At 47.2% G+C, this 22,747-nt stretch carries 13 protein-coding genes; 7 read left to right on the top strand and 6 right to left on the bottom strand.

What is annotated here, in order from left to right; all coding sequences use genetic code 11:
- Positions 1-43: 43 nt before the first annotated feature.
- From ABTP35_RS07390 to ABTP35_RS07380, 3 genes are read left to right on the top strand one after another with little or no spacing between them, the layout of a single operon-like run.
- Entirely contained in the window at positions 44-1,165 is a 1,122-nt protein-coding gene (locus tag ABTP35_RS07390; protein ID WP_293297753.1) for a hemolysin family protein, read from the top strand.
- Positions 1,165-1,635, top strand: a complete 471-nt coding sequence (locus ABTP35_RS07385; RefSeq protein ID WP_293297757.1) for a methylated-DNA--[protein]-cysteine S-methyltransferase — start codon at positions 1,165-1,167, stop codon at positions 1,633-1,635. The genes ABTP35_RS07390 and ABTP35_RS07385 overlap by 1 nt, the downstream gene beginning before the upstream one ends.
- 9 nt (positions 1,636-1,644) lie before the next feature.
- Complete coding sequence (locus ABTP35_RS07380) at positions 1,645-2,358, top strand: 3'-5' exonuclease (RefSeq protein ID WP_293297760.1); 714 nt, start codon at positions 1,645-1,647, stop codon at positions 2,356-2,358.
- Between the two features lie 241 nt (positions 2,359-2,599).
- Here the strand turns inward: ABTP35_RS07380 and ABTP35_RS07375 are convergent, their stop codons facing one another.
- From ABTP35_RS07375 to ABTP35_RS07355, 5 genes are all read right to left on the bottom strand, one after another.
- Positions 2,600-4,666, bottom strand: a complete 2,067-nt coding sequence (locus ABTP35_RS07375) for a BspA family leucine-rich repeat surface protein (protein ID WP_293297763.1) — start codon at positions 4,664-4,666, stop codon at positions 2,600-2,602.
- Positions 4,667-5,029: 363 nt separating this feature from the next.
- Complete coding sequence (locus ABTP35_RS07370; RefSeq protein ID WP_375334509.1) at positions 5,030-7,168, bottom strand: BspA family leucine-rich repeat surface protein; 2,139 nt, start codon at positions 7,166-7,168, stop codon at positions 5,030-5,032.
- A gap of 359 nt (positions 7,169-7,527) precedes the next feature.
- A complete protein-coding gene (locus ABTP35_RS07365) occupies positions 7,528-9,498 on the bottom strand; it encodes a BspA family leucine-rich repeat surface protein (protein ID WP_375334508.1) in 1,971 nt (656 codons plus the stop codon).
- Positions 9,499-10,070: 572 nt separating this feature from the next.
- A complete protein-coding gene (locus ABTP35_RS07360) occupies positions 10,071-12,266 on the bottom strand; it encodes a S8 family serine peptidase (RefSeq protein WP_293297772.1) in 2,196 nt (731 codons plus the stop codon).
- A gap of 151 nt (positions 12,267-12,417) precedes the next feature.
- A complete protein-coding gene (locus tag ABTP35_RS07355) occupies positions 12,418-13,362 on the bottom strand; it encodes an endonuclease (RefSeq protein ID WP_293297775.1) in 945 nt (314 codons plus the stop codon).
- 85 nt (positions 13,363-13,447) lie between these two features.
- Here ABTP35_RS07355 and hflX point away from each other — a divergent pair, with 85 nt between their 5' ends.
- Positions 13,448-14,659: a GTPase HflX gene (hflX, locus tag ABTP35_RS07350; RefSeq protein WP_293297778.1), complete on the top strand. Its 1,212-nt coding sequence runs from the start codon at positions 13,448-13,450 to the stop codon at positions 14,657-14,659.
- Between the two features lie 270 nt (positions 14,660-14,929).
- Here the strand turns inward: hflX and ABTP35_RS07345 are convergent, their stop codons facing one another.
- Positions 14,930-15,862 carry a DUF3078 domain-containing protein gene (locus ABTP35_RS07345; protein ID WP_293297780.1) on the bottom strand — a complete coding sequence of 311 codons (933 nt, stop codon included), beginning with the start codon at positions 15,860-15,862 and terminating at the stop codon, positions 14,930-14,932.
- Positions 15,863-16,269: 407 nt separating this feature from the next.
- On the opposite strand from ABTP35_RS07345, the gene ABTP35_RS07340 reads away from it, so the two are divergent.
- The 3 genes from ABTP35_RS07340 (at position 16,270) to ABTP35_RS07330 (ending at position 22,536) form a co-directional block, all read left to right on the top strand.
- The gene (locus ABTP35_RS07340) at positions 16,270-18,027 is read left to right on the top strand and encodes a BspA family leucine-rich repeat surface protein (RefSeq protein ID WP_293297783.1); all 1,758 of its coding nucleotides are present in this window, start codon (positions 16,270-16,272) and stop codon (positions 18,025-18,027) included.
- Positions 18,028-18,310: 283 nt separating this feature from the next.
- A complete protein-coding gene (locus tag ABTP35_RS07335; RefSeq protein WP_293297786.1) occupies positions 18,311-20,128 on the top strand; it encodes a BspA family leucine-rich repeat surface protein in 1,818 nt (605 codons plus the stop codon).
- 284 nt (positions 20,129-20,412) lie between these two features.
- A complete protein-coding gene (locus ABTP35_RS07330) occupies positions 20,413-22,536 on the top strand; it encodes a BspA family leucine-rich repeat surface protein (protein WP_375334507.1) in 2,124 nt (707 codons plus the stop codon).
- Positions 22,537-22,747 lie beyond the last annotated feature (211 nt).

Raw genomic sequence — 22,747 nt, 5'->3', positions numbered from 1 at the left:
TGATTCCGATTGCCTATCTTGGTACTAAAGATTTAGCCATTCTATGGGACTACTCATTTTTTACGCCCTCATTTCAATTTTCTTTTCATTCTTGTGCTCTATTTTGGAGGCAGTGCTACTGAGCATAACCCCTACGTTTATCAATGTAAAAAAACAAGAGGGAAAAGAATATGCAGCCACTTTGGAAAGCCTTAAAAAGGACGTTGACAAGCCGCTGATCGCCATTCTTACCCTTAATACCATCGCACATACCGTGGGCGCTATTTTGGTGGGCGTACAGGCCAAAGTTGCCTACGCAGAAATGTACGGAAGTACCGAACGTAGCATTCTTGGTTTTACACTTACCGAAGATCTTATGGTTGGGATCGTTTCTACTATTATGACGATTTTAATTCTGGTAGCTTCGGAAATAATTCCCAAGACCATTGGGGCCACTTTTTGGAAGCAATTGGCCAATTTTACGAGCAAGGCATTGAACATTATGGTGTTTATCCTAAAATGGACAGGTTTGTTATGGCTATTGCAACTTTTCACCAAACTTGTAGGAGCCAAGGGAGAGCACGGAAGCATACTGAGTAGGGAAGATTTTAGTGCAATGACGGAAATTGCCGAAGAAGAAGGTGTGTTCAAGGAATCAGAGTCCAAAATGATCAAAAATTTGCTCTATTTTGATGAAATCCTGGCCCGTGATGTAATGACGCCAAGAACGGTAATGAAAGTAGCATCCGAAGACACCCCGATCAAAGAGTTTTTTGAAAAGAACCGTCCCCTGCGATTTTCCAGGATTCCGTTGTATAAGGACCGTATGGACAACATTACCGGTTTCTTTTTAAAGGACGAACTATTGGAAGCCATCATCAACAAAAAAGGAAATCAGACCTTGGCCACCATCCGTAGGGATTTGCTTGTTACCAACCGGGGAAAGTCCATAAATGATCTTTTTAAAACATTTGTACAGAAACGCGAGCACATTTCTTTGGTTGTGGATGAGTATGGTTCGGTAAGTGGCTTGGTAACCATGGAAGATGTAATAGAAACTCTTCTTGGGTTCGAGATTATGGATGAAAGCGACAATGTTGAGGACCTACAAAAGCTGGCCAGAAAGAATTGGCATGCCCGCGCCAAACGGTTGGGTATTATTGAAGGTGAAGATGAGGTTGAATAATGGAAGTTGCTTATATACAAACACCTATAGGTGTAGCCGAGTTAAAAGGAGACAAGAACGGACTTGCATCGGTTACGGTTTTAAACAACAAAAAACCAATTGGTACAATACCAACGGAACTTAAGGAAGCAGCAGAGCAATTTCAACAGTATTTTAATGGAAACCGAACGGTATTTAACCTTAAGCTAAACCCATCCGGTACCCATTTTCAGAAAAAAGTATGGAATGCTCTTTTAGAAATTCCTTTTGGAAAAACCATTTCTTATTTAGAACTTTCCAAACAACTCGGTGATGTAAAGGCCATTCGTGCAGTAGCCTCGGCCAATGGCAAAAATCCACTTTGGATTGTGGTTCCTTGTCATCGAGTCATAGGAACCAATGGAGACCTCACAGGATATGCAGGTGGACTGCATAGAAAAAAATGGTTATTGGAACACGAGAGTCCTGCAAAGCAGACGACTCTTTTTTAATTAGTTGCCATGCTTTATAAACTTAACCTGGAACATATCCTTTTTTTGGATATTGAGACTGTGCCCCAACATCAACATTTCAAAGATCTGGATGAAACTGGCCAACACTTGTGGGAACAAAAAACACAATATCAACGTAAGGATGAATTCACCGCTGAGGAATTTTACGGCCGGGCCGGAATTTGGGCCGAATTTGGGAAGATCATATGTATATCTGTTGGTTATTTTACCCATAAAGGAGACATAAGGAGTTTTAGGGTGACTTCCTTTTATGGTAGTGAAAACAAAATTTTAATAGAATTCAAACAACTGCTCCAAGACCATTTTAATCATGCCAAACATCTCTTGTGTGCCCACAACGGAAAGGAGTTCGATTTTCCCTATATCGCCCGCAGAATGGTAATAAACGGAATCAATCTACCCTATAAACTGGATCTTTTCGGGAAAAAGCCATGGGAAGTACCCCATTTGGATACCATGGAACTATGGAAGTTCGGTGATTACAAACATTATACCTCCCTCAAATTATTGTCGCATATTCTTGGGATACCTTCACCAAAAGAAGATATGGATGGTAGTATGGTAAAGGATGTATTTTACAAGGAGAATGATATTGACAGAATCATTGCCTATTGTGAATTGGATGTTGTGACCACTGCACAGGTGTTTTTGCGCATGCGCAACGAGGAACTTTTAACGGATGATGAAATTAAGAAGGTATAGGCAAATGTTCCCTTTACCATGCTAATTATATGTCTTTCCAAACGCAGTAAGGTATCTTTTTTTATCTACTAAAAAGTCTGTCATCGTCATTTCGAACTGTCAGCCTGAGCGCTGGTCATTGAGCAAAGTCGAAGGGTCAGTCGAGGCGGCAGGGAGAAATCTTAATCATCCCATAGAAACAAAAAACCGCCGACAGCTCTTGGGCTGCCGACGGTGTTTTATTTTGTAAGGTAAACTAATCTTAGTTACAGTCTACTTGGTATCCTAGATTCCCATCAAACTGCCAACCATGGTTACTGAACAGGTTGTCTGCAGCTAAAAGCGCATCGTTACCACAGTAAACAAGGTTATCCACGCCAAGGAAGATATTCTGTGGACCATTGTTCTGTTCCACAAAATTGTTCCAGCCAATAAACGTGCTGCTCAAGTTTTCTGGGGACATCCCGGCGTTGTTAAACATTGAGAATGCCGACTCCAAGCTGGTAAGATCCCAATCCCCCACATTTTGATTGAAGGAAATCGCATTAAAAAACATACCTTGCATATTTGTTACATTCGAAGTGTTCCATCCCCCAATGTTTTGGTTAAAGTCAGATGCATCTATGAACATTTGATTCATTTTTGTCACCTTAGAGGTATCCCATCCCCCGATGTCCTGGTTAAAGGAGTTTGCTTCAAAAAACATGGAGTCCATATTTGTTACATTCGAGGTGTTCCAACCCCCTATGTTTTGGTTAAAGTCAGATGCATTTGCGAACATGTAAAGCATTGTTGAGACATACAAGACATCCCAGTCTCCAATGTCCTGATTGAACTTAAATGCATCACGGAACATGAAAGACATATCAATCACATTAGAAGTGTCCCAGTTACCGATGTCCTGGTTAAAGGAATTGGCTCCATAGAATACGCCAAGCATATTTTTCACATGTGAAGTGTCCCAATCCCCGATGGCACCATTAAATTGAGTGCAAGCCCGAAACATATTTTTCATGGAATCCACATTGGAGAGGTCGGGCACATCGGTGGCGGTATATTCGGAGAGGTTTGTACACCCATAAAAAGCGGATTCCATATCCCTCCATTCGATATTGCCCCACTGTTGTATGCCTACCAATTTGTCGGCAGAAGGGCTGTCCTTCATGGTAATGGCGGGGAAGTCCCCTTGTATGGACACCAAGTGGTCACCGGCCATATCATAAGCATGGGACACAAAAACAGCATCATTGATGTTGTACTGGGGTTTCTCCACTGTACCATCACCCCAATCAATGGTAAAGTTATACGCATAATCGTTGCTTAAATAGATGATTACCGCTTCCCCGTTCTGCTCGGTAACCCACTTGGTCACAAAGGTGGAGGGGTCCTCGGCGGAGGTGATGTCCTCCACGAGCACGGTCACAAAGATTTCGAGCTCGTTAACGCCATCGCTGGCAATCACGGTGATGTTGTGCACGGTCTTGGCCTCATGGTCCAGGTTGGTGCCCTCGATAAGGCTGAGCTCCCCATCTGCGTTGATCTCGAAAAGGTCGCTATCGTCCACTTGGTAGGCAATGGCGTTCCCCTCGGGGTCCTCGGCGGTGATCACGCCTATGGTCTGGTCATCGGCAATGGTCTCCGCCACGGAGAACTCGTACTCCACCGCTCCGGTAGGGGCCATATCCTCGGTAACGTTGATGGTGACCTCGGCGGTGTCCATGCCCCCCTTGCCGTCGCTCACCTGCACGGTGATAACATGCTGTGCCTGTTCCGCAAAGTCCAGGGTGGTGCCGGCCGTAAGGCTCAAAACACCCTCGGGGGTGATCTCAAAGCGGTCGTTGTCGTTCTCGGTGATGGAGAAGCTCAGCTCGTCCTGGTCCTGGTCCGTGGCCGTTACGGTGCCTATCTCGGCGGTGTCGGCGATGCTCTCGACCACCTCAAAGGCCTGGTCAGCGATTACCGGGGGATTATTGGTAGGATCGGGCTCGGTCACGGTGAAGGTCTTGGTGCTGGTGGCGGTCTTCCCGCCCACGGTCACGGTGATCTTCCCAGAGGTGGCTCCCTGTGGCACGGTGATGGTCAGTTTGGTCGCCGTGGGCGTACCGCTTATGGTCGCCGTGGTGCTTCCCAGCTTCACGGTATTGGCAGCGGCGGTGGTGGCGAAGTTGGTCCCATTGACGGTGACCAGGGTGCCCACCGGGCCCTGGTCGGGGGTAATGCTGGTAATGGTCGGTGCCTTGGCCGTTGGCGTGCTGGGCCCATCGTCCTTGGAGCAGGACCATAGGGCGGCCACTGCAAGGAGCGAAAGGGCTAAATTTTTAAAGTTCATAGTCTTTGTTTTTTAAGATGAAAGGTACAAGGTGCCGATTTTTGGGAAGAGTTCGGTGCACGATCTGACGGATGCCCCGTTTGGGTTGACGGATGTTCCTTTTTTGAAGAAGTCAGTAGTCAGAGATCTGTTCTTGTCTTCTCGAACTGTCACCCTGAGCGCTGGTCATTGAGCTAAGTCGAAGGGGCAGTCGAGGGGCTAGTGGAGCGCGCGTGAGAAATCTTTTTATCCTCTGGTGGGACATTGGAAATCAGGCCTCTTACCTATTACCTCCAATATCTGAAATCTAATTATACATAAACAAAAAACCGCCAATAGCCCTTAAGCCATCGACGGTATTGTATTTGTAATGATAAACCTGCTTTAGTTACAGTCTACTTGATATCCTAGATTCCCAAAAAACTGCCAACCATAGTTGCTGAACAGATTGTTGGCGGCCAAAAGCGCATCGTTACCGCAATAGGTAAGGTTATCCACGCCCAAGTTTAAATCTTGAGGACCATTGTTCTGCTCCACAAAATTGTTCCAGCCAATAAACGTGCTGCTCAGGTTTTCTGGGGATATCCCAGAATTATCCAACATGATTTCTGCACCCAGTAAGCTTGAAATATTCCAAGAACCAAGATCTTGGTCAAAGGAGCTGGCACCACTGAACATGGCGGTCATATCCTTTACCTTAGAAGTGTCCCAACCCCCGATATCCTGGTTAAAGAGGTCAGCACCTGCGAACATGGATTGCATTTCAATCACCTTTGAGGTGTTCCAATCCCCGATGTCCTGGTCAAAGGAGTTAGCATTTAAGAACATAAATGCCATATTTGTCACTTTTGAGGTGTTCCAATCCCCGATGTCTTGGTTAAAGGCTTCAGCATTAAAAAACATGGAATTCATAGTAGTTACTTTCGAGGTGTCCCAATCCCCGATATCTTGGTTAAATGAATTTGCAAATCTGAACATCACTGACATGTCTTGCACATTTGAGGTGTTCCATCCCCCGATGTCCTGATTAAAGAAAGTAGCATTTCTAAACATAGCAAACATTGAAATCACATTCGAGGTGTCCCAATCCCCGATGTCCTGGTTAAAGGAATTTGCAGATTTGAACATCTCTGACATATCAGTTACATTGGAGGTGTCCCAATCCCCAATCGTATGGTTACCGTAGAAGAGTTCGCAGTCTCTAAACATCCCTGACATCGACCCCACGTTGGAGAGGTCGGGCACATCGGTGGTGGTATACTCGACAAGGTCCTTGCAACCATCAAAAGCGGATTCCATGCTCTGCCACTGGATGGCGCCCCACTGCTGTATGCCCACCAGTTTGTCGGCCGTGGCTGCACCGCTCGACATGTCGATTGCGGGGAACACTCCTTCTATGGCAATGGTGTAGGTTCCCGCCTCATCATAGGCATGGAAGAATACCGACTCATTGGTGAAGGAAACATTTTCTATTGTACCATCGCCCCAGTTTATGGTAAAGTCATATTCCGTGTTTTGCTGAACGCCTATGATTATGGACTCGAAGGCCTGCTCGGTGACCCACTTGGTCACAAAGGTGGAGGGGTCCTCGGCGGAGGTGATGTCCTCCACGATCACGGTCACAAAGATTTCGAGCTCGTTAAGGCCATCGCTGGCGACCACGGTGATGTTGTGCACGGTCTTGGCCTCATGGTCGAGGTTGGTGCCCTCGATAAGGCTGAGCTCCCCATCGGCGTTGATCTCGAAAAGGTCGCTATCCTCCACTTGGTAGGCAATGGCGTTCCCCTCGGGGTCCTCGGCGGTGATCACGCCTATGGTCTGGTCATCGGCAATGGTCTCCGCCACGGAGAACTCGTACTCCACCGCTCCGGTAGGGGCCATATCCTCGGTAACGTTGATGGTGACCTCGGCGGTGTCCATGCCCCCCTTGCCGTCGCTCACCTGCACGGTGATAACATGCTGTGCCTGTTCCGCAAAGTCCAGGGTGGTGCCGGCCGTAAGGCTCAAAACACCCTCGGGGGTGATCTCAAAGCGGTCGTTGTCGTTCTCGGTGATGGAGAAGCTCAGCTCGTCCTGGTCCTGGTCCGTGGCCGTTACGGTGCCTATCTCGGCGGTGTCGGCGATGCTCTCGACCACCTCAAAGGCCTGGTCAGCGATTACCGGGGGGGTGTTGGTAGGATCGGGCTCGGTCACGGTGAAGGTCTTGGTGCTGGTGGCGGTCTTCCCGCCCACGGTCACGGTGATCTTCCCAGAGGTGGCTCCCTGTGGCACGGTGATGGCCAGTTTGGTCGCCGTGGGCGTACCGCTTATGGTCGCCGTGGTGCTTCCCAGCTTCACGGTATTGGCAGCGGCGGTGGCGGCGAAGTTGGTCCCGTTGACGGTGACCAGGGTGCCCACCGGGCCCTGTTCGGGGGTAAAGCTTGTTACGGTGGGGCCGGTCGGCGTGCTCGGCCCATCGTCCTTGGAGCAGGACCATAGGGCGGCCACTGCAAGGAGCGAAAGGGCTAATTTTTTAAAGTTCATAGTCTTTGTTTTTTAAGATGAAAGGTACAAGGTGCCGATTTTTGGGAAGAGTTCGGTGCACGATCTGACGGATGCCCCGTTTGGGTTGACGGATGTTCTTTTTTGAAGAGGTCAGAGGTCTGTTCTTGTCATTTCGAGCTGTCACCCTGAGCGCTGGTCATTGAGCAAAGTCGAAATGAGCCGAGGGGGCGGTCGAGGGGGCAGGGAGATACCTTTTTATTGAGTATTAGGACACCTGAAGTCTGAGCTCTTACCTATTCCTCTGACATCTCAAATCTCATCATCTCAAAAACAAAAACCGCCGACAGCTCTGTGGCCACCGACGGTATTTTATCCAAGCTTTTTGTTTCCTATTAGGGTTATGGACAGTTGACGATACCTAAATCACCATCAAAAGTCCAGTTCCATGTGTTTATCAGGGCCTGCCTCGCCTGTGCTCCTGTGGAACCGAGACAATATTGTAGGCCCGCTGCACCTATTGTCAAATCGCTGTTCAAAAATGGCTGCTGGGACCATTTAATCAAAGTAGCACTATAATTTTGTATGGACATCCCAGAATCATCCAACATTCCTAATGCTCCCTGCAAACTGGAAAGGTCCCAACCCCCGATGTCCTGGTTGAAGGATACAGCATTCCCGAACATAATGGTCATGATGTTTACCTTAGAAGTGTTCCATCCCCCAATATCCTGGTCAAAGGAGCTGGCTTGTGCGAACATGGCTCTCATATCGGTCACATCGGAGGTGTCCCAATCCCCGAGATCCTGGTCAAAGGAGCTGGCTTGTGCGAACATGTATGACATATCGATCACCTTGGAGGTGTTCCACCCCCCGATATCCTGGTTGAACGAACTGGCACCTTGAAACATGTTTGACATATCGGTCACATCGGAGGTGTCCCAATCCCCAATGTCACCATTAAAGGAGCTACAACCTCCGAACATCGAGTCCATACTGGTCACATTTGAGGTGTCCCAATCCCCGATGGGACCGTTGAAGAGGGTACAATCTGCGAACATCCTTTTCATGGAACCCACATTGGCGAGGTCGGGCACGTCGGTGGCGGTATACTCGGAGAGGTCTGTACACCCCTCAAAAGCAGATTCCATGCTCTGCCATTCGATGTCGCCCCACTGCTGTATGCCCACCAGCTTTTGGGGAGTGGAACTGTTATCCATTCTTATAAAGGGAAAATCGCCCTGTATGGCCACAATATAGGTATCGGCCCCTGCATATTCGTGGGAGAATGACTCCTCCCCATTGGTCAACACCACCTCTTCGACTGTACCATCCCCCCAATCAACTGTAAAGTCATAGGACATAGCATCGCTCACACCTACGACAACAAGATCGTTTTGCTGCTCAGTGACCCATTTGGTCACAAAGGTAGAGGGGTCCTTGGTGATGTCCTCCACCACGATCACGGTCACAAAGATCTCAAGCTCGTTAAGGCCATCGCTGGCGACCACGGTGATGTTGTGCACGGTCTTGGCCTCATGGTCCAGGTTGGTGCCCTCGATCAGGCTGAGCTCCCCATCGGCGTTGATCTCGAAAAGGTCGCTATCCTCCACTTGGTAGGCAATGGCGTTCCCCTCGGGGTCCTCGGCGGTGATCACGCCTATGGTCTGGTCATCGGCAATGGTCTCCGCCACGGAGAACTCGTACTCCACCGCTCCGGTAGGGGCCATATCCTCGGTAACGTTGATGGTGACCTCGGCGGTGTCCATGCCCCCCTTGCCGTCGCTCACCTGCACGGTGATAACATGCTGTGCCTGTTCCGCAAAGTCCAGGGTGGTGCCGGCCGTAAGGCTCAAAACACCCTCGGGGGTGATCTCAAAGCGGTCGTTGTCGTTCTCGGTGATGGAGAAGCTCAGCTCGTCCTGGTCCTGGTCCGTGGCCGTTACGGTGCCTATCTCGGCGGTGTCGGCGATGCTCTCGACCACCTCAAAGGCCTGGTCAGCGATTACCGGGGGGGTGTTGGTAGGATCGGGCTCGGTCACGGTGAAGGTCTTGGTGCTGGTGGCGGTCTTCCCGCCCACGGTCACGGTGATCTTCCCAGAGGTGGCTCCCTGTGGCACGGTGATGGCCAGTTTGGTCGCCGTGGGCGTACCGCTTATGGTCGCCGTGGCGCTTCCCAGCTTCACGGTATTGGCAGCGGCGGTGGCGGCGAAGTTGGTCCCGTTGACGGTGACCAGGGTGCCCACCGGACCCTGTTCGGGGGTAAAGCTTGTTACGGTGGGGCCGGTCGGCGTGCTCGGCCCATCGTCCTTGGAGCAGGACCATAGGGCGGCCACTGCAAGGAGCGAAAGGGCTAATTTTTTAAGGTTCATAGTCTTTGTTTTTTAAGATGAAAGGTACAAGGTGCCGATTTTCGGGAAGAGTTCGGTGCACGATCTGACGGATGCCCCGTTTGGGTTGACGGATGTTCCTTTTTTGAAGAGGTCAGAGATCTGTTCTTGTCTTCTCGAACTGTCACCCTGAGCGCTGGTTATTGAGCAAAGTCGAAGGGGCAGTCGAGGGGGCAGAGAGAAATCTTTTTATTTTGAGATTTCTCAATCGATGCTTTGCATCTCATGTTGAAATTACCTCCGATATTACTTTTCCATACATGGTGTCCCATTAATGGGCTTTTGGTGTGTACACTTCAAAAGGTATCGCTGTCCAGAGTATAAACAGCATGACATATAATCGATAATTTCTTTGGATAGCCTTAGACCTTCTTACTACAAAAAGTCTAGTAAAACCTCGATTTGGGTTCAATAAACTTCATTTCCACGATTACCTGTGGCAAACTTTCGTTCAATAGCCTACAAAAATAGAGTGACCGTTCTGTAAATCCCGATATCGATGGATGGTGGCCTTTTTAGAGCGGCAAAAGGTTATTGGCACTCCGGCCTTACCTCTAATTCTTATAAAACTTGGTACTTTTTATCCCAGAATAATCCTGAATGACCAAAACATATAGGCCGGAAGAAATTGAAGATACATTTATTGAGCCTTGGGTCTTTCCTTTTTTTATAACATTTCCGGAAGTCGACACAATAGAGAATTCTGCATCTTTGGACAACTCACCGTTTACATTTAGGTAGTCCACGGTAGGATTGGGATAAACGGAAATGCTCAACTGTTGTGGTACGTACATAGGTGTATTCTGAATCAATACTGTTTCTATACCATTAAACTCAAATTCAATCGTTTCCGAAAATTCGGATACTGCATTCTCGGTACAAATGGAACGTACCCGTGCTTCGTATACCTTTCCCGTTTCCAGTAAATCAAGATTAAAGCTGTTTTCCCAAATCAGTTCATTGCTCCAGTTATCGGAATCAATACTTTTATATTGAAATTCGAACAATGTTTCATCGGCATTGCTCCAAGAAAGTGTAGTGCCTGCTTCCGTAGAGTTTTTAATTTCAAAACCCGTAGGAACCTCAATGGAGCAATTGGATATTTGAGCCCCGGACACGATTAAGGAAAAATCCTGGATTTCGTTTTTTAATCGCCCTTTATGGCTTACGGTGATGGTATACGTACCCTTGGCATTTTCGATTTCAATTCGTTCGAACGGGTCTACCTTGTTATCTCCCAAGGTTGCCGGGTCGTTGGCTCTGGCTGGATTAAGTTTCCAAGGAAAATAGTTCTTTCCATCTTTTGTGATTCGAATATCCAAATCGTTGACCAAAGCGGCTGTTGTGCTGTTCAAGTCTCCACGGTTAATGTTTTCCGATTCTGGGTCGGTCCAGGATATGGAAGCAATCAAAGGATGGTTTTCAAGTGCAGTTACCGTTAAGGAATAGGTTTCACCATTAATCAAACTTTCTTCATTGACCAATGAGGTGTAGTCTTTGTTCTGAAGCACCTCTGCCGCCGATTTGGCATTCATCACCCCCCAACCCATTTTGTAATCGGGTCCTTTGGCATCCACATCATCTGCTGTATGAAGAGCCAATCCTTTTAAGGTTGCCGCTTTCATATACTTGCCAAAAAGCTCTTCGTGGTATTGTTGCAGCAAAAGTAAAGAACCTGTTACTCCGGGTGCTGCCATGGAAGTTCCGGCGGACACTTGATAACTACTGTTGGTCGATGAGCTGGTAGATAGAATATTTCCTCCATCTCCTGCAAGGTCCGGCTTAACACGGCCATCATCAACAGGTCCAAAACTGCTATATCCGGCCACCGATACGTTCTTTAAATTTCCTTTGTTGTCTATTTCTGTATTTGCACCGGCAATGGTCAATCCGTTTTTTGATGTTGTAAATCCCAATAAAAGATCAAAGCCATCGCTGGTCTTACCAAAGTTTGGGCTAGCATTATCGTTGGATTGTCTGGCATTCCCTGCTGCGGTCACCATCAAATAATAAGGAGCATTGTACATGATCCTGTCCCAATCTTGGGTAGCTTTTATGTAAGCCCCAAAGTACCAATCTGGCACTCTGTCGGACAAAATTCCATAGGAATGGTTGCTCAACAACAGGCCATTTGCGGCAGCCTGTGCCACTTCGATCTTATCTCGGCTCCAATCGTGGCTCAAAGCCTTGGCGTTATAGGCCACACCTTTGGCATTGGGCTCTACTCCTGCAGATATAAGGTTGCCCGTTACTAAGGTGGCATGCAGACTTACTTCGGTGGAATTATCATTTTTGTATGCCCTTGTATCAAACTCTTGATGCGAGCTTAGAGCAATGCCGGAATCCCATACGCCCACTTCCATATTGCTTCCTGTAAGCCCAAGGTTCAACAGGCCATTATCGTACAAGGTATGGGCTCTCGATGTTTGGGATGCTGGGTCGTTCAATGTTGTATAAAACAAAGGAGTGCCGTCGGAGCCGATATCCTCAAGTGCTATTTGAGTGCTATCACCTTTATTTTTTGACGCAAAAAGACCTTTGGTCTTTATTAATTCTTCTATTTTTTGACGCTTATTTTGGTGCTCCGATTCAAAATCGGAAATCAAGGAAGATATTTTTCCTTGATCGTAGGAAAAACGAATCTTGTCCTTCTCGTTTTTAGATTGTGCAATTAGGGAACTCACGCTGAGTAGTGAGATACATAAAGAGAAGATAGCTCTCTTGGTCCCTAAAGGAAATCTGTAGTCCATAATTAAGTTTAGGTAAGATTTGGACTACGAATATATTAGGAAAGATGATGTACTTCGATAAAATTCCTACTTTATTCGACGAAATACACGGCTTTTTACGCCTTTTGTTGTGAAAATCAACTTTTACGTTGTGTAATTTATTTCTTACTTTTTAATTTTCTTCTAAAACAACATAAACAGGAAAGTGATCACTGTAACCTCCCAAATAACTACCTCCTGCATATGTCCTGAACGGGTTCCCTTTATACTTCCCATGCCATTCCTTTAAAAAGCGCGGCGCGAAAATTTTAGCTTCAACAAAACTATGTGTGCCAGCTTGGAAATTCAAAAAACTATGGGAAATCAATATTTGATCAAAAAGATTCCAATTTCCCCTGTAGTTAGCACTGCCTGTTTTGGGGGATAGTAATTTATTCATAGGGTTTATAAATCGACCCGTTTCCATCAAGGTTTGTATACTTTCCGAACGTGGATCATCGTTAAAATCCCCCATTATGATAATGTTATCGGAATCCCCTTGCATTATTTCCAATTTATCCAGAATTGTGTTTGCGGCTTTGACTCTTTTGAAGTTGGTTTCATCTGCGCCCTCCCTTCGGGACGGCCAATGATTTACGAAAACATGGATTTCCTCCTGGTGAAGTACCCCTTTAACATATAAAATATCTCGCGTAAAATCCCTTTCCCCGTTAGTGTTATCTACGATCAAAGGAATGGTTTGAGCATCCAATACCTTAAAATGTTGTTTGTGGTAAACCAAAGCCGTATCGATTCCCCGTTCGTCCGGAGAATCAAAATGGATAACATCATAGGCAGTATTCTTTAATTTATGGGCATGTAATATTTTTTCGACCACAAACTTGTTCTCTACTTCGGCCATACCGATTAAAACCGGGGGGTGGACACTCTCCTTTCTTCCAATTTTTGAAATGGCTTTCGCAATCCGTTTTACCTTTTTGCCAAATTTATGCTCATCCCACTTTCGAAAACCTTTTGGTGTAAAATCATCATCCAACAAATAGGGATCGTCCTTGGTGTCAAAAAAATTCTCAAGGTTATAAAAAGCGATGGTGTACCTATTCTTCTTTTTTAGCAATTTTTATTGATTGTTACTGTTCAAAAGCGAATGTACAAAAACAGCTTCCAAAACATTATGTAGATTTGCAATCTAAACCCATTTAATGCTAGAAAAGAAGACTATAGAATATGAAAAGGCGGTGCTGATCGGTGTAATGAACCAGCACCAGAACGAGGAAAAGGTAAAAGAGTATTTGGACGAACTCGAATTTTTGACCTACACTGCAGGAGGTGAGGTCGCAAAACGATTCGTACAAAAAGTCGATGTGCCCAATCCCAAAACATATATTGGAAGTGGAAAAATGGAAGAGGTTCAACGTTTTGTTAAGGAGAACGAAATCGGCTCTGTTATTTTTGATGATGAACTCTCGCCCGCACAACAGAACAATATTGAAAAGCTGTTGCGCTGCAAAGTGCTGGACAGAACCAGCCTTATTCTGGACATATTTGCCCAAAGAGCAAAAACAAGCTACGCCAGAACCCAAGTGGAATTGGCTCAATATGAATATTTGTTGCCAAGGCTTACAGGTCTTTGGACCCACTTGGAAAGGCAGCGAGGGGGTATTGGAATGCGTGGCCCCGGTGAAACGGAAATTGAAACGGATAGGCGTATTGTTCGAGACCGAATTGCTTTGCTCAAAAAGAAACTTGCCAAAATAGACCGCCAAATGGAAACCCAACGTGGTAACCGAGGCTCTTTGGTCCGTGTAGCTTTGGTCGGGTACACCAATGTAGGGAAATCCACTTTAATGAACGTGATCAGTAAGAGCGATGTGTTCGCGGAGAACAAGCTTTTTGCCACTTTGGATACTACCGTTCGAAAAGTGGTCTTGGGCAACCTTCCTTTTTTGCTGAGTGATACAGTTGGGTTTATACGAAAATTACCCACCCAATTGGTGGAGAGTTTCAAGAGTACGTTGGACGAGGTTCGCGAAGCCGATCTATTACTTCATGTGGTAGATATATCGCATCCTAATTTTGAAGATCATATCAGCTCAGTAACCCAGATTTTGGACGAGATAGAAAGTTCCGACAAGCCTACCATTATGGTCTTTAACAAAATAGATCAATATAGCCCGGAAACAATAGAAGAAGATGACCTTGTAACCGAACGCACCACTGCACATTTCACCCTTGAGGAATGGAAAAATACTTATTTTAACAAATTGGGCGACAAGGTTCTGTTTATTTCTGCACTTAACAAGGAGAACATGGACGAATTCAGAAAACGGGTGTACCATGCCGTAAGGGATATCCATGTGACCCGCTTTCCGTACAACAACTTTTTGTACCCGGAGCATTTGGATGAGTTTTAGGGCAAACGGACGTTCGGCCCGTTTTTTCGATAAACTACATAGGTGAGGCAGGTTCACCACAATTTCAGTGCCCTACACAACAAAAATTTAGAAACTGACCACCGGCGGTATACTTTCACCATGTTTTTAAGTCATTTTAGTGTCATGCACAGATCTTATGGATCTTAACCTACTTAGACCTTGGTCTTAAGAACATGGAAAAATATTTTTTCACCCCACAAAAAAGCCCTCGGTAAAGAGGGCTTTTTTTGTTTGTATATTCCAATGCCATTAAAATTTATAGCTCAATCCTAAAGTCCAATACGATTGCAGTTCGTTGTCTATGCTTTCAAAAGTTGCTGTGGGATCCGGAGTTGGGGCATTGTTCAGGACATAGTTCAAGGTTTCTTGCTTGTTGTTTCTCAAACCAAAATCAAAACCAACCCCGATCATTTTCCATAATGTATAGCTAAAAGAGTTCGTCCAGGTCCAGTTACTGTAATCACCGCTCTTGTAACTTTGGAACATGGAAAGGTTGCTCTTAAAACTAACTGCTCCAATCTGTTTGGTATAATCTGCAACTATCTTGGCACCCATGGAGGATTCGAAAATAGTGTCCTCACTACTGAATACAAAGTTGTAGTTGAGCGGATGCATCACCACGATCAAATCCGGTATCGGTGTCCAGGTAGCACCCACACCAAGGTCTAGATAACCCGGATCGTTAAAATTACTCAGAATGGTAGTTCGGTATTCCGCCAGGGCAGAGATAGCAAACTTCTCACTCAGTTTTCTACCGTACAACGATGATATATTAAAAACATCTGTAGCCTGTCGGAAGCTATCGTCGTCCGTAGGATCGTCCTTATCATCCAACTTTACCCAAGCAAGATTTATGTTGGCCGCATTACGCCAAAAGAATTTTTCTTCTTGAAGGTTGGCAAATGCATTAACGGTAAAACCTATATTTCCGGCAGAGTTATTTGGTATGCCCTGGGCAAACCAATTATTAAATTCGGAAATGCTTCCACCAATAGTTCCAAAAGCACCGATTTTCCATCCGGGAAGAGCATCCAGTTTTGCTTGAAGGGCATCCACCCTTGCCTGAATAGCTGCAATGGAATCTTTTTTTGGGGCAATTTCTGATTTTAGTTCCTCAGCTGTCTGTGCCGAAGCAGACACAAATACAAAAAGGGACATAGCTGTAAAAAACAGTTTTTTCATAGTATGGAGTTTAGTGTTAAGACCCGCAAAAATAAGAAAAGTCACTTTCTAAAGTATTATCAATACAGAAATCATTCACCCGACATTAGATTTTTAGATACAAGCTGTCAGAATTGAGAATTCAGAGCTGATAAAGTCAATAATGATAATCGGTACAATTCCTGTCGAGACAATCAGCAGTGCACAATGCATTGTCGAAAACAGCTTCATCCTATTTCATTTACAAAAATCTCACTGCTTTTTCGACTGCGCGGTACTCAGGGTGACAGTTCGAAATGACAAGAACAGACCTCTGACCTCTTCAAAAAAGAACATCCGTCAACCCAAAGGGGGCATCCGTCAGATCGTGCACCGAACTCTTCCCAAAAATCGGCACCTTGTACCTTTCATCTTAAAAAACAAAGACTATGAACTTTAAAAATTTAGCCCTTTCGCTCCTTGCAGTGGCCGCCCTTTGGTCCTGCTCCAAGGACGATGGGCCAAGCACGCCGACCGGCCCCACCGTAACAAGCTTTACCCCCGAACAGGGCCCGGTGGGCACCCTGGTCACCGTCAACGGGACCAACTTCGCCGCCACCGCCGCTGCCAACACCGTGAAGCTGGGAAGCGCCACGGCGACCATAAGCGGTACGCCCACGGCGACCAAACTGGCCATCACCGTGCCACAGGGCGCCACATCAGGAAAGATCAGCGTTACCGTGGGCGGGAAGACCGACACCAGCACCAAGACCTTCACCGTGACCGAGCCCGATCCTACCAATAATCCCCCGGTAATCGCTGACCAGGCCTTTGAGGTGGTCGAGAGCATCGCCGACACGGAAGGAATAGGGACCGTATCGGCCACGGACCAGGACCAGGACGAACTGACCTTCTCCATCACCGAGAACGACAACGACCGCTTTGAGATCACCCCCGAGGGTGTTTTGAGCCTTACTGCCGGCACCACCCTGGACTTTGCGGAACAGGCCGAGCACGTGATCACCGTGCAGGTGAGCGACGGCATGGGAGGCACGGCCACCGCCAAGGTCACCATCAACGTTACCGAGGATATGGCCCCTACCGGAGCGGTGGAGTACGAGTTCTCCGTGGCGGAGACCATTGCCGATGACCAGACCATAGGCGTGATCACCGCCGAGGACCCCGAGGGGAACGCCATTGCCTACCAAGTGGAGGATAGCGACCTTTTCGAGATCAACGCCGATGGGGAGCTCAGCCTTATCGAGGGCACCAACCTCGACCATGAGGCCAAGACCGTGCACAACATCACCGTGGTCGCCAGCGATGGCCTTAACGAGCTCGAAATCTTTGTGACCGTGATCGTGGAGGACATCACCTCCGCCGAGGACCCCTCCACCTTTGTGACCAAGTGGGTCACCGAGCAGGCCTTCGAGTCCATAATCATAGGCGTTCAGCAAAACACGGAATATGACTTTACCATAAACTGGGGCGATGGTACAATAGAAAATGTTTCCTTCACCAATGAGTCGGTATTCTTCCATGCCTATGATGAGGCGGGAACCTACACCATTGCCATAGAAGGAGTGTTCCCCGCAATCGACATGTCGAGCGGTGCAGCCACGGCCGACAAACTGGTGGGCATACAGCAGTGGGGCAGCATCCAGTGGCAGAGCATGGAATCCGCTTTTGAGGGATGCGAGAACCTGACTGAATATACCGCCACCGATGTGCCAGATCTCTCCAACGTGGAGTCGATGAGAGAGATGTTCTTTGTGTGCTTTGAATTTAACGGTGACATCGGGGGGTGGAACACCTCGAACGTAACAAATATGTCTTTCATGTTTTCTGAAGCATCTTCATTCAACCAAAACATAGGGAATTGGAACACCTCCAAGGTGACCGATATGACAGGTATGTTTTTTTATGCTGAAGCCTTTAACCAGGACATTGGGAGTTGGGATATTTCCAACTTACAGGGTGCATTAAACATGTTGGACTTATCGGGAATGTCCCCGGAAAACCTGAGCAGCACGTTTATAGGGTGGAACAATTTTGTGGAGCAGAACAATGGTCCTAAGGATATTTGGATAGGCGTGGATAACCTAACTTACTGCGGCATGGATGCTTCTTGGGCCTTAGACAATCTGTTCACCAATAATAGTTGGCAGTTTGTTGGGAATCTAGGATATCAAGTAGACTGTAACTAAAGCAGGTTTGTCATTACAAATACAATACCGTCGATGGCTTAAGGGCTATTGGCGGTTTTTGTTTTTATGGGAGAATTAAGATTTCTCCCTACCCCCTCGACCTATTTCGACTTCGCTCAATGACCAGCGCTCAGGGTGACAGTTCGAGATGACAAGAACAGATCTCTGACCTCTTTAAAAAAGAACATCCGTCAGATCAGAAGGGGCATCCGTTAGATCGAACCCTTTTGTAAACCCAAAATACCGCATCTTGCACCTCTAATAATCCCATAAATCCATTGTTATGAAAATTAGGAATCTAGTATTATCACTTTTTACAATTGGCGTCCTATGGTCCTGCTCCAAGGACGATGGGCCGAGCACGCCGAACGGCCCCACCGTAACAAGCTTTACCCCCGAACAGGGCCCGGTGGGCACCCTGGTCACCGTCAACGGGACCAACTTCGCCACCACCGCCGCTGCCAACACCGTGAAGCTGGGAAGCGCCACGGCGACCATAAGCGGTACGCCCACGGCAACCAAACTGACCATCACCGTGCCACAGGGCGCCACATCAGGAAAGATCAGCGTTACCGTGGGCGGGAAGACCGACACCAGCACCAAGACCTTCACCGTGACAGATTCCGATCCTACCAATAATCCCCCGGTAATCGCTGACCAGGCCTTTGAGATACTGGAAAGCGTTCAAGAAATTGGTGAAGTAGTTGCCAACGATGATGACCAAGACAACCTTATCTTCGTAATTGCAACAAATGACAATGACCTCTTCGTTATTGACCAGAATACTGGACTGCTCAGTTTGGCTGAGGGCAAAAAACTTGATTTTGATACCGTTGATTCCCATACCATAACCGTACAGGTAAGTGATGGAAAAGGAGGTGTTGCCGAAGCTGAGATTACCATCAGTATTACAAAGGATCAAGCACCTATTGGCGAAACAGCTTACGAGGTAGCGGTAGAAGAAATTATTTCCGATACAGATGAAATCGCAACGATTGATGTAGAAGATCCAGAAGAACAAACCATCACATACTCCATTTCTGAAAACGAAAATGACCTTTTTGAAATTGATGCTGATGGACAATTGACCTTGGCAGAGGGTAAAAACTTGGACTACGAGAACGATACGCAGCACAACATCACCGTAGTCGCCAGTGATGGCTTCAACGAATTGGAGATTTCCGTAACTATTAATGTGGAAGACATCATCACTATAGAAGATCCCTCAACCTTTGTTACCACTTGGTTAACGGATTCTGACGGGGATACTATTCAAATTGGATTGAATAATATCTTGGAATATAACTTTACCATTAATTGGGGCGACGGCACCATAGAACTGGTATCTGGCTCCGATTTATCCTCAATCGACCACTTATATGATACACAGGGAATCTATCAAATAGTTATTCAAGGTAATTTTCCAGCGATTCGAATGGACGACAACGGCAGTGCCATAAAACTACAAAGCGTAGACCAATGGGGAGAAATTATTTGGCAAAGTATGGAAAATGCTTTCTTCGGCTGTGAGAACCTGAAAATCTCTTCAGAAGATATACCGAACACTTCCCAAGTTACCAGTCTGGCTTATATGTTTACCGAATGCTTTGAATTGGAAGATGGTAATATTGGTGGATGGGACGTGAGTGAAATCACTGATATGACCGCTATGTTTCAAGATGCCACTTCATTTGCTGGACCCCTCGGGGATTGGAAGACTGGCAACGTAGAGCGTATGACAAAGATGTTCCAAGGTGCTATCAAGTTTGACCGGTTTATTGGAAATTGGGACACCAGTAAGGTAACGCACATGAACAATATGTTCAACAATGCAGAGAAATTTAACAAAGACTTGGGCGTTTGGAACATTGAAAGTCTTACCCATGCAGAGTTTATGTTAAACAACTCAGGAATGTCACAGGTGAATTACAATGCCACCTTGATTGGATGGTCCAGTCAGCAAGCAGACCTACAACCCAATGTAACCGTTGGAGCCAATGGCCTGCAATATTGTGGACAAGACGCTATTGAAGCTAAGGATATTTTAGAAAGCATTGGATGGGATTTCGTGGGAGATGTAGGACTCGCGAACTGTCCATAAATTTACAAGCAAACAATATACATCAAAGATGCCGCCGATGACCAAAGGATTATCGGCGGTTTTTGCTTTTATGGGAGAATTAAGATTTCTCCCTACCCCCTCGACCTATTTCGACTTCGCTCAATGACCAGCGCTCAGGGTGACAGTTCGAAATGACAAGAACAGACCTCTGACCTCTTCAAAAAAGAACATCCGTCAACCCAAACGGGGCATCCGTCAGATCGTGCACCGAACTCTTCCCGAAAATCGGCACCTTGTACCTTTCATCTTAAAAAACAAAGACTATGAACTTTAAAAATTTAGCCCTTTCGCTCCTTGCAGTGGCCGCCCTATGGTCCTGCTCCAAGGACGATGGGCCAAGCACGCCGACCGGCCCCACCGTAACAAGCTTTACCCCCGAACAGGGCCCGGTGGGCACCTTGGTCACCGTCAACGGTACCAACTTCGCCGCCACCGCCGCTGCCAACACCGTGAAGCTGGGAAGCGCCACGGCGACCATAAGCGGAACCCCTACGGCAACCAAACTGACCATCACCGTGCCACAGGGCGCCACATCAGGAAAGATCAGCGTTACCGTGGGCGGGAAGACCGCCACCAGCACCAAGACCTTCACCGTGACCGAGCCCGATCCTACCAACACCCCCCCGGTAATCGCTGACCAGGCCTTTGAGGTGGTCGAGAGCATCGCCGACACCGCCGAGATAGGCACCGTAACGGCCACGGACCAGGACCAGGACGAGCTGAGCTTCTCCATCACCGAGAACGACAACGACCGCTTTGAGATCACCCCCGAGGGTGTTTTGAGCCTTACGGCCGGCACCACCCTGGACTTTGCGGAACAGGCACAGCATGTTATCACCGTGCAGGTGAGCGACGGCAAGGGGGGCATGGACACCGCCGAGGTCACCATCAACGTTACCGAGGATATGGCCCCTACCGGAGCGGTGGAGTACGAGTTCTCCGTGGCGGAGACCATTGCCGATGACCAGACCATAGGCGTGATCACCGCCGAGGACCCCGAGGGGAACGCCATTGCCTACCAAGTGGAGGATAGCGACCTTTTCGAGATCAACGCCGATGGGGAGCTCAGCCTTATCGAGGGCACCAACCTCGACCATGAGGCCAAGACCGTGCACAACATCACCGTGGTCGCCAGCGATGGCCTTAACGAGCTCGAAATCTTTGTGACCGTGATCGTGGAGGACATCACCTCCGCCGAGGACCCCTCCACCTTTGTGACCAAGTGGGTCGCTGCACAGCCTAACGATCTTGTTGTCATAGGTGTGAGCGATGCCATGTCCTATGACTTTACCGTTGATTGGGGGGATGGTACCGTCGAACAGGTGGTGCTGACCAATGGGGAACTTTCGTTCTTGCACGAGTATCCAGAACCCGGCACCTATACCGTGGCCATACAGGGCGATTTTCCCTTTATAAGAATGGACAACAGTTCCACTCCCGAAAAACTGGTGGGCATACAGCAGTGGGGCGCCATCCAGTGGCAGAGCATGGAATCCGCTTTTTATGGATGTGAAAACCTTGCCGAATATACCGCCACCGACGTGCCCGATCTCTCCAACGTGGGGTCGATGAGAAGAATGTTCAGAAATTGCGATCAATTCAACGGTGATATTGGGGGTTGGGATACATCCAATGTGACAGATATGTCAAGTGCTTTCTCAGGTGCAACTTCCTTTAACCAGAACCTCTCGGACTGGGACACCTCGGATGTGACAGATATGTCAGGTATGTTTTTTGAAGCAAATTCATTTAACCAAGACATCGGAGGGTGGAACACTTCAAATGTGACCGATATGCAATCGATGTTTGCATATGCATTATCCTTCAATCAGGACATTGGGGGTTGGATTACGTCGAAAGTGACTAACATGGAAGGCATGTTTTGGGATGCCATTTCCTTTAATCAAGATATTGGGGGTTGGAACACGATAAGCGTGAACCATATGTCCGAAATGTTTGATGGAGCCACTTCTTTTAATCAAGACATTGGGGGATGGAACACCTCAAATGTGGGTTCTATGTTTGCTATGTTTAGAAATGCTACTTCCTTTAATCAAGATATCGGGGGATGGAACACCGCAAATGTGGGAAGCAGACATAGTATGTTTTTGAACGCCACCTCCTTTGACCAGGATCTTGGCGGTTGGGATATGTCCAATCTTAACACGGCATTTGATATGTTTAGCAATTCAGGGATGTCCATACAAAATTATAGTGCTACTTTGATCGGATGGTCCCAGCAGCCATTTTTGAGCAGCAATCTGACAATCGGTACAGCGGGCCTCCAATATTGCCTCGGTTCCACGGGGGCACAGGCCAGGCAAGCCCTGATAGACACATGGAACTGGACTTTTGATGGTGATTCCGGTATCATCAACTGTCCATAACCCAAAGGGAAACAAAAAACTTACATAAAAGATACCGTCGGTAGCCACAGAGCTATCGGCGGTTTTTGTTTTTGAGATGATGAGATTTGAGATTTCAGAGGACAGATGTCCGAAATCAGAGCTCAGACTTCTGATGTCCGATTACTGGATAAAAAGATTTCTCCCTGCCCCCTCGACTCATTTCGACTTTGCTCAATGACCAGCGCTCAGC

Origin of the sequence: Flagellimonas alginilytica (genome assembly GCF_042134605.1) — a bacterium.
Lineage (GTDB): Bacteria > Bacteroidota > Bacteroidia > Flavobacteriales > Flavobacteriaceae > Flagellimonas > Flagellimonas alginolytica.
Note: the sequence above shows the minus strand (reverse complement) of the source record. Positions and strands in the feature narration are given on the sequence as shown.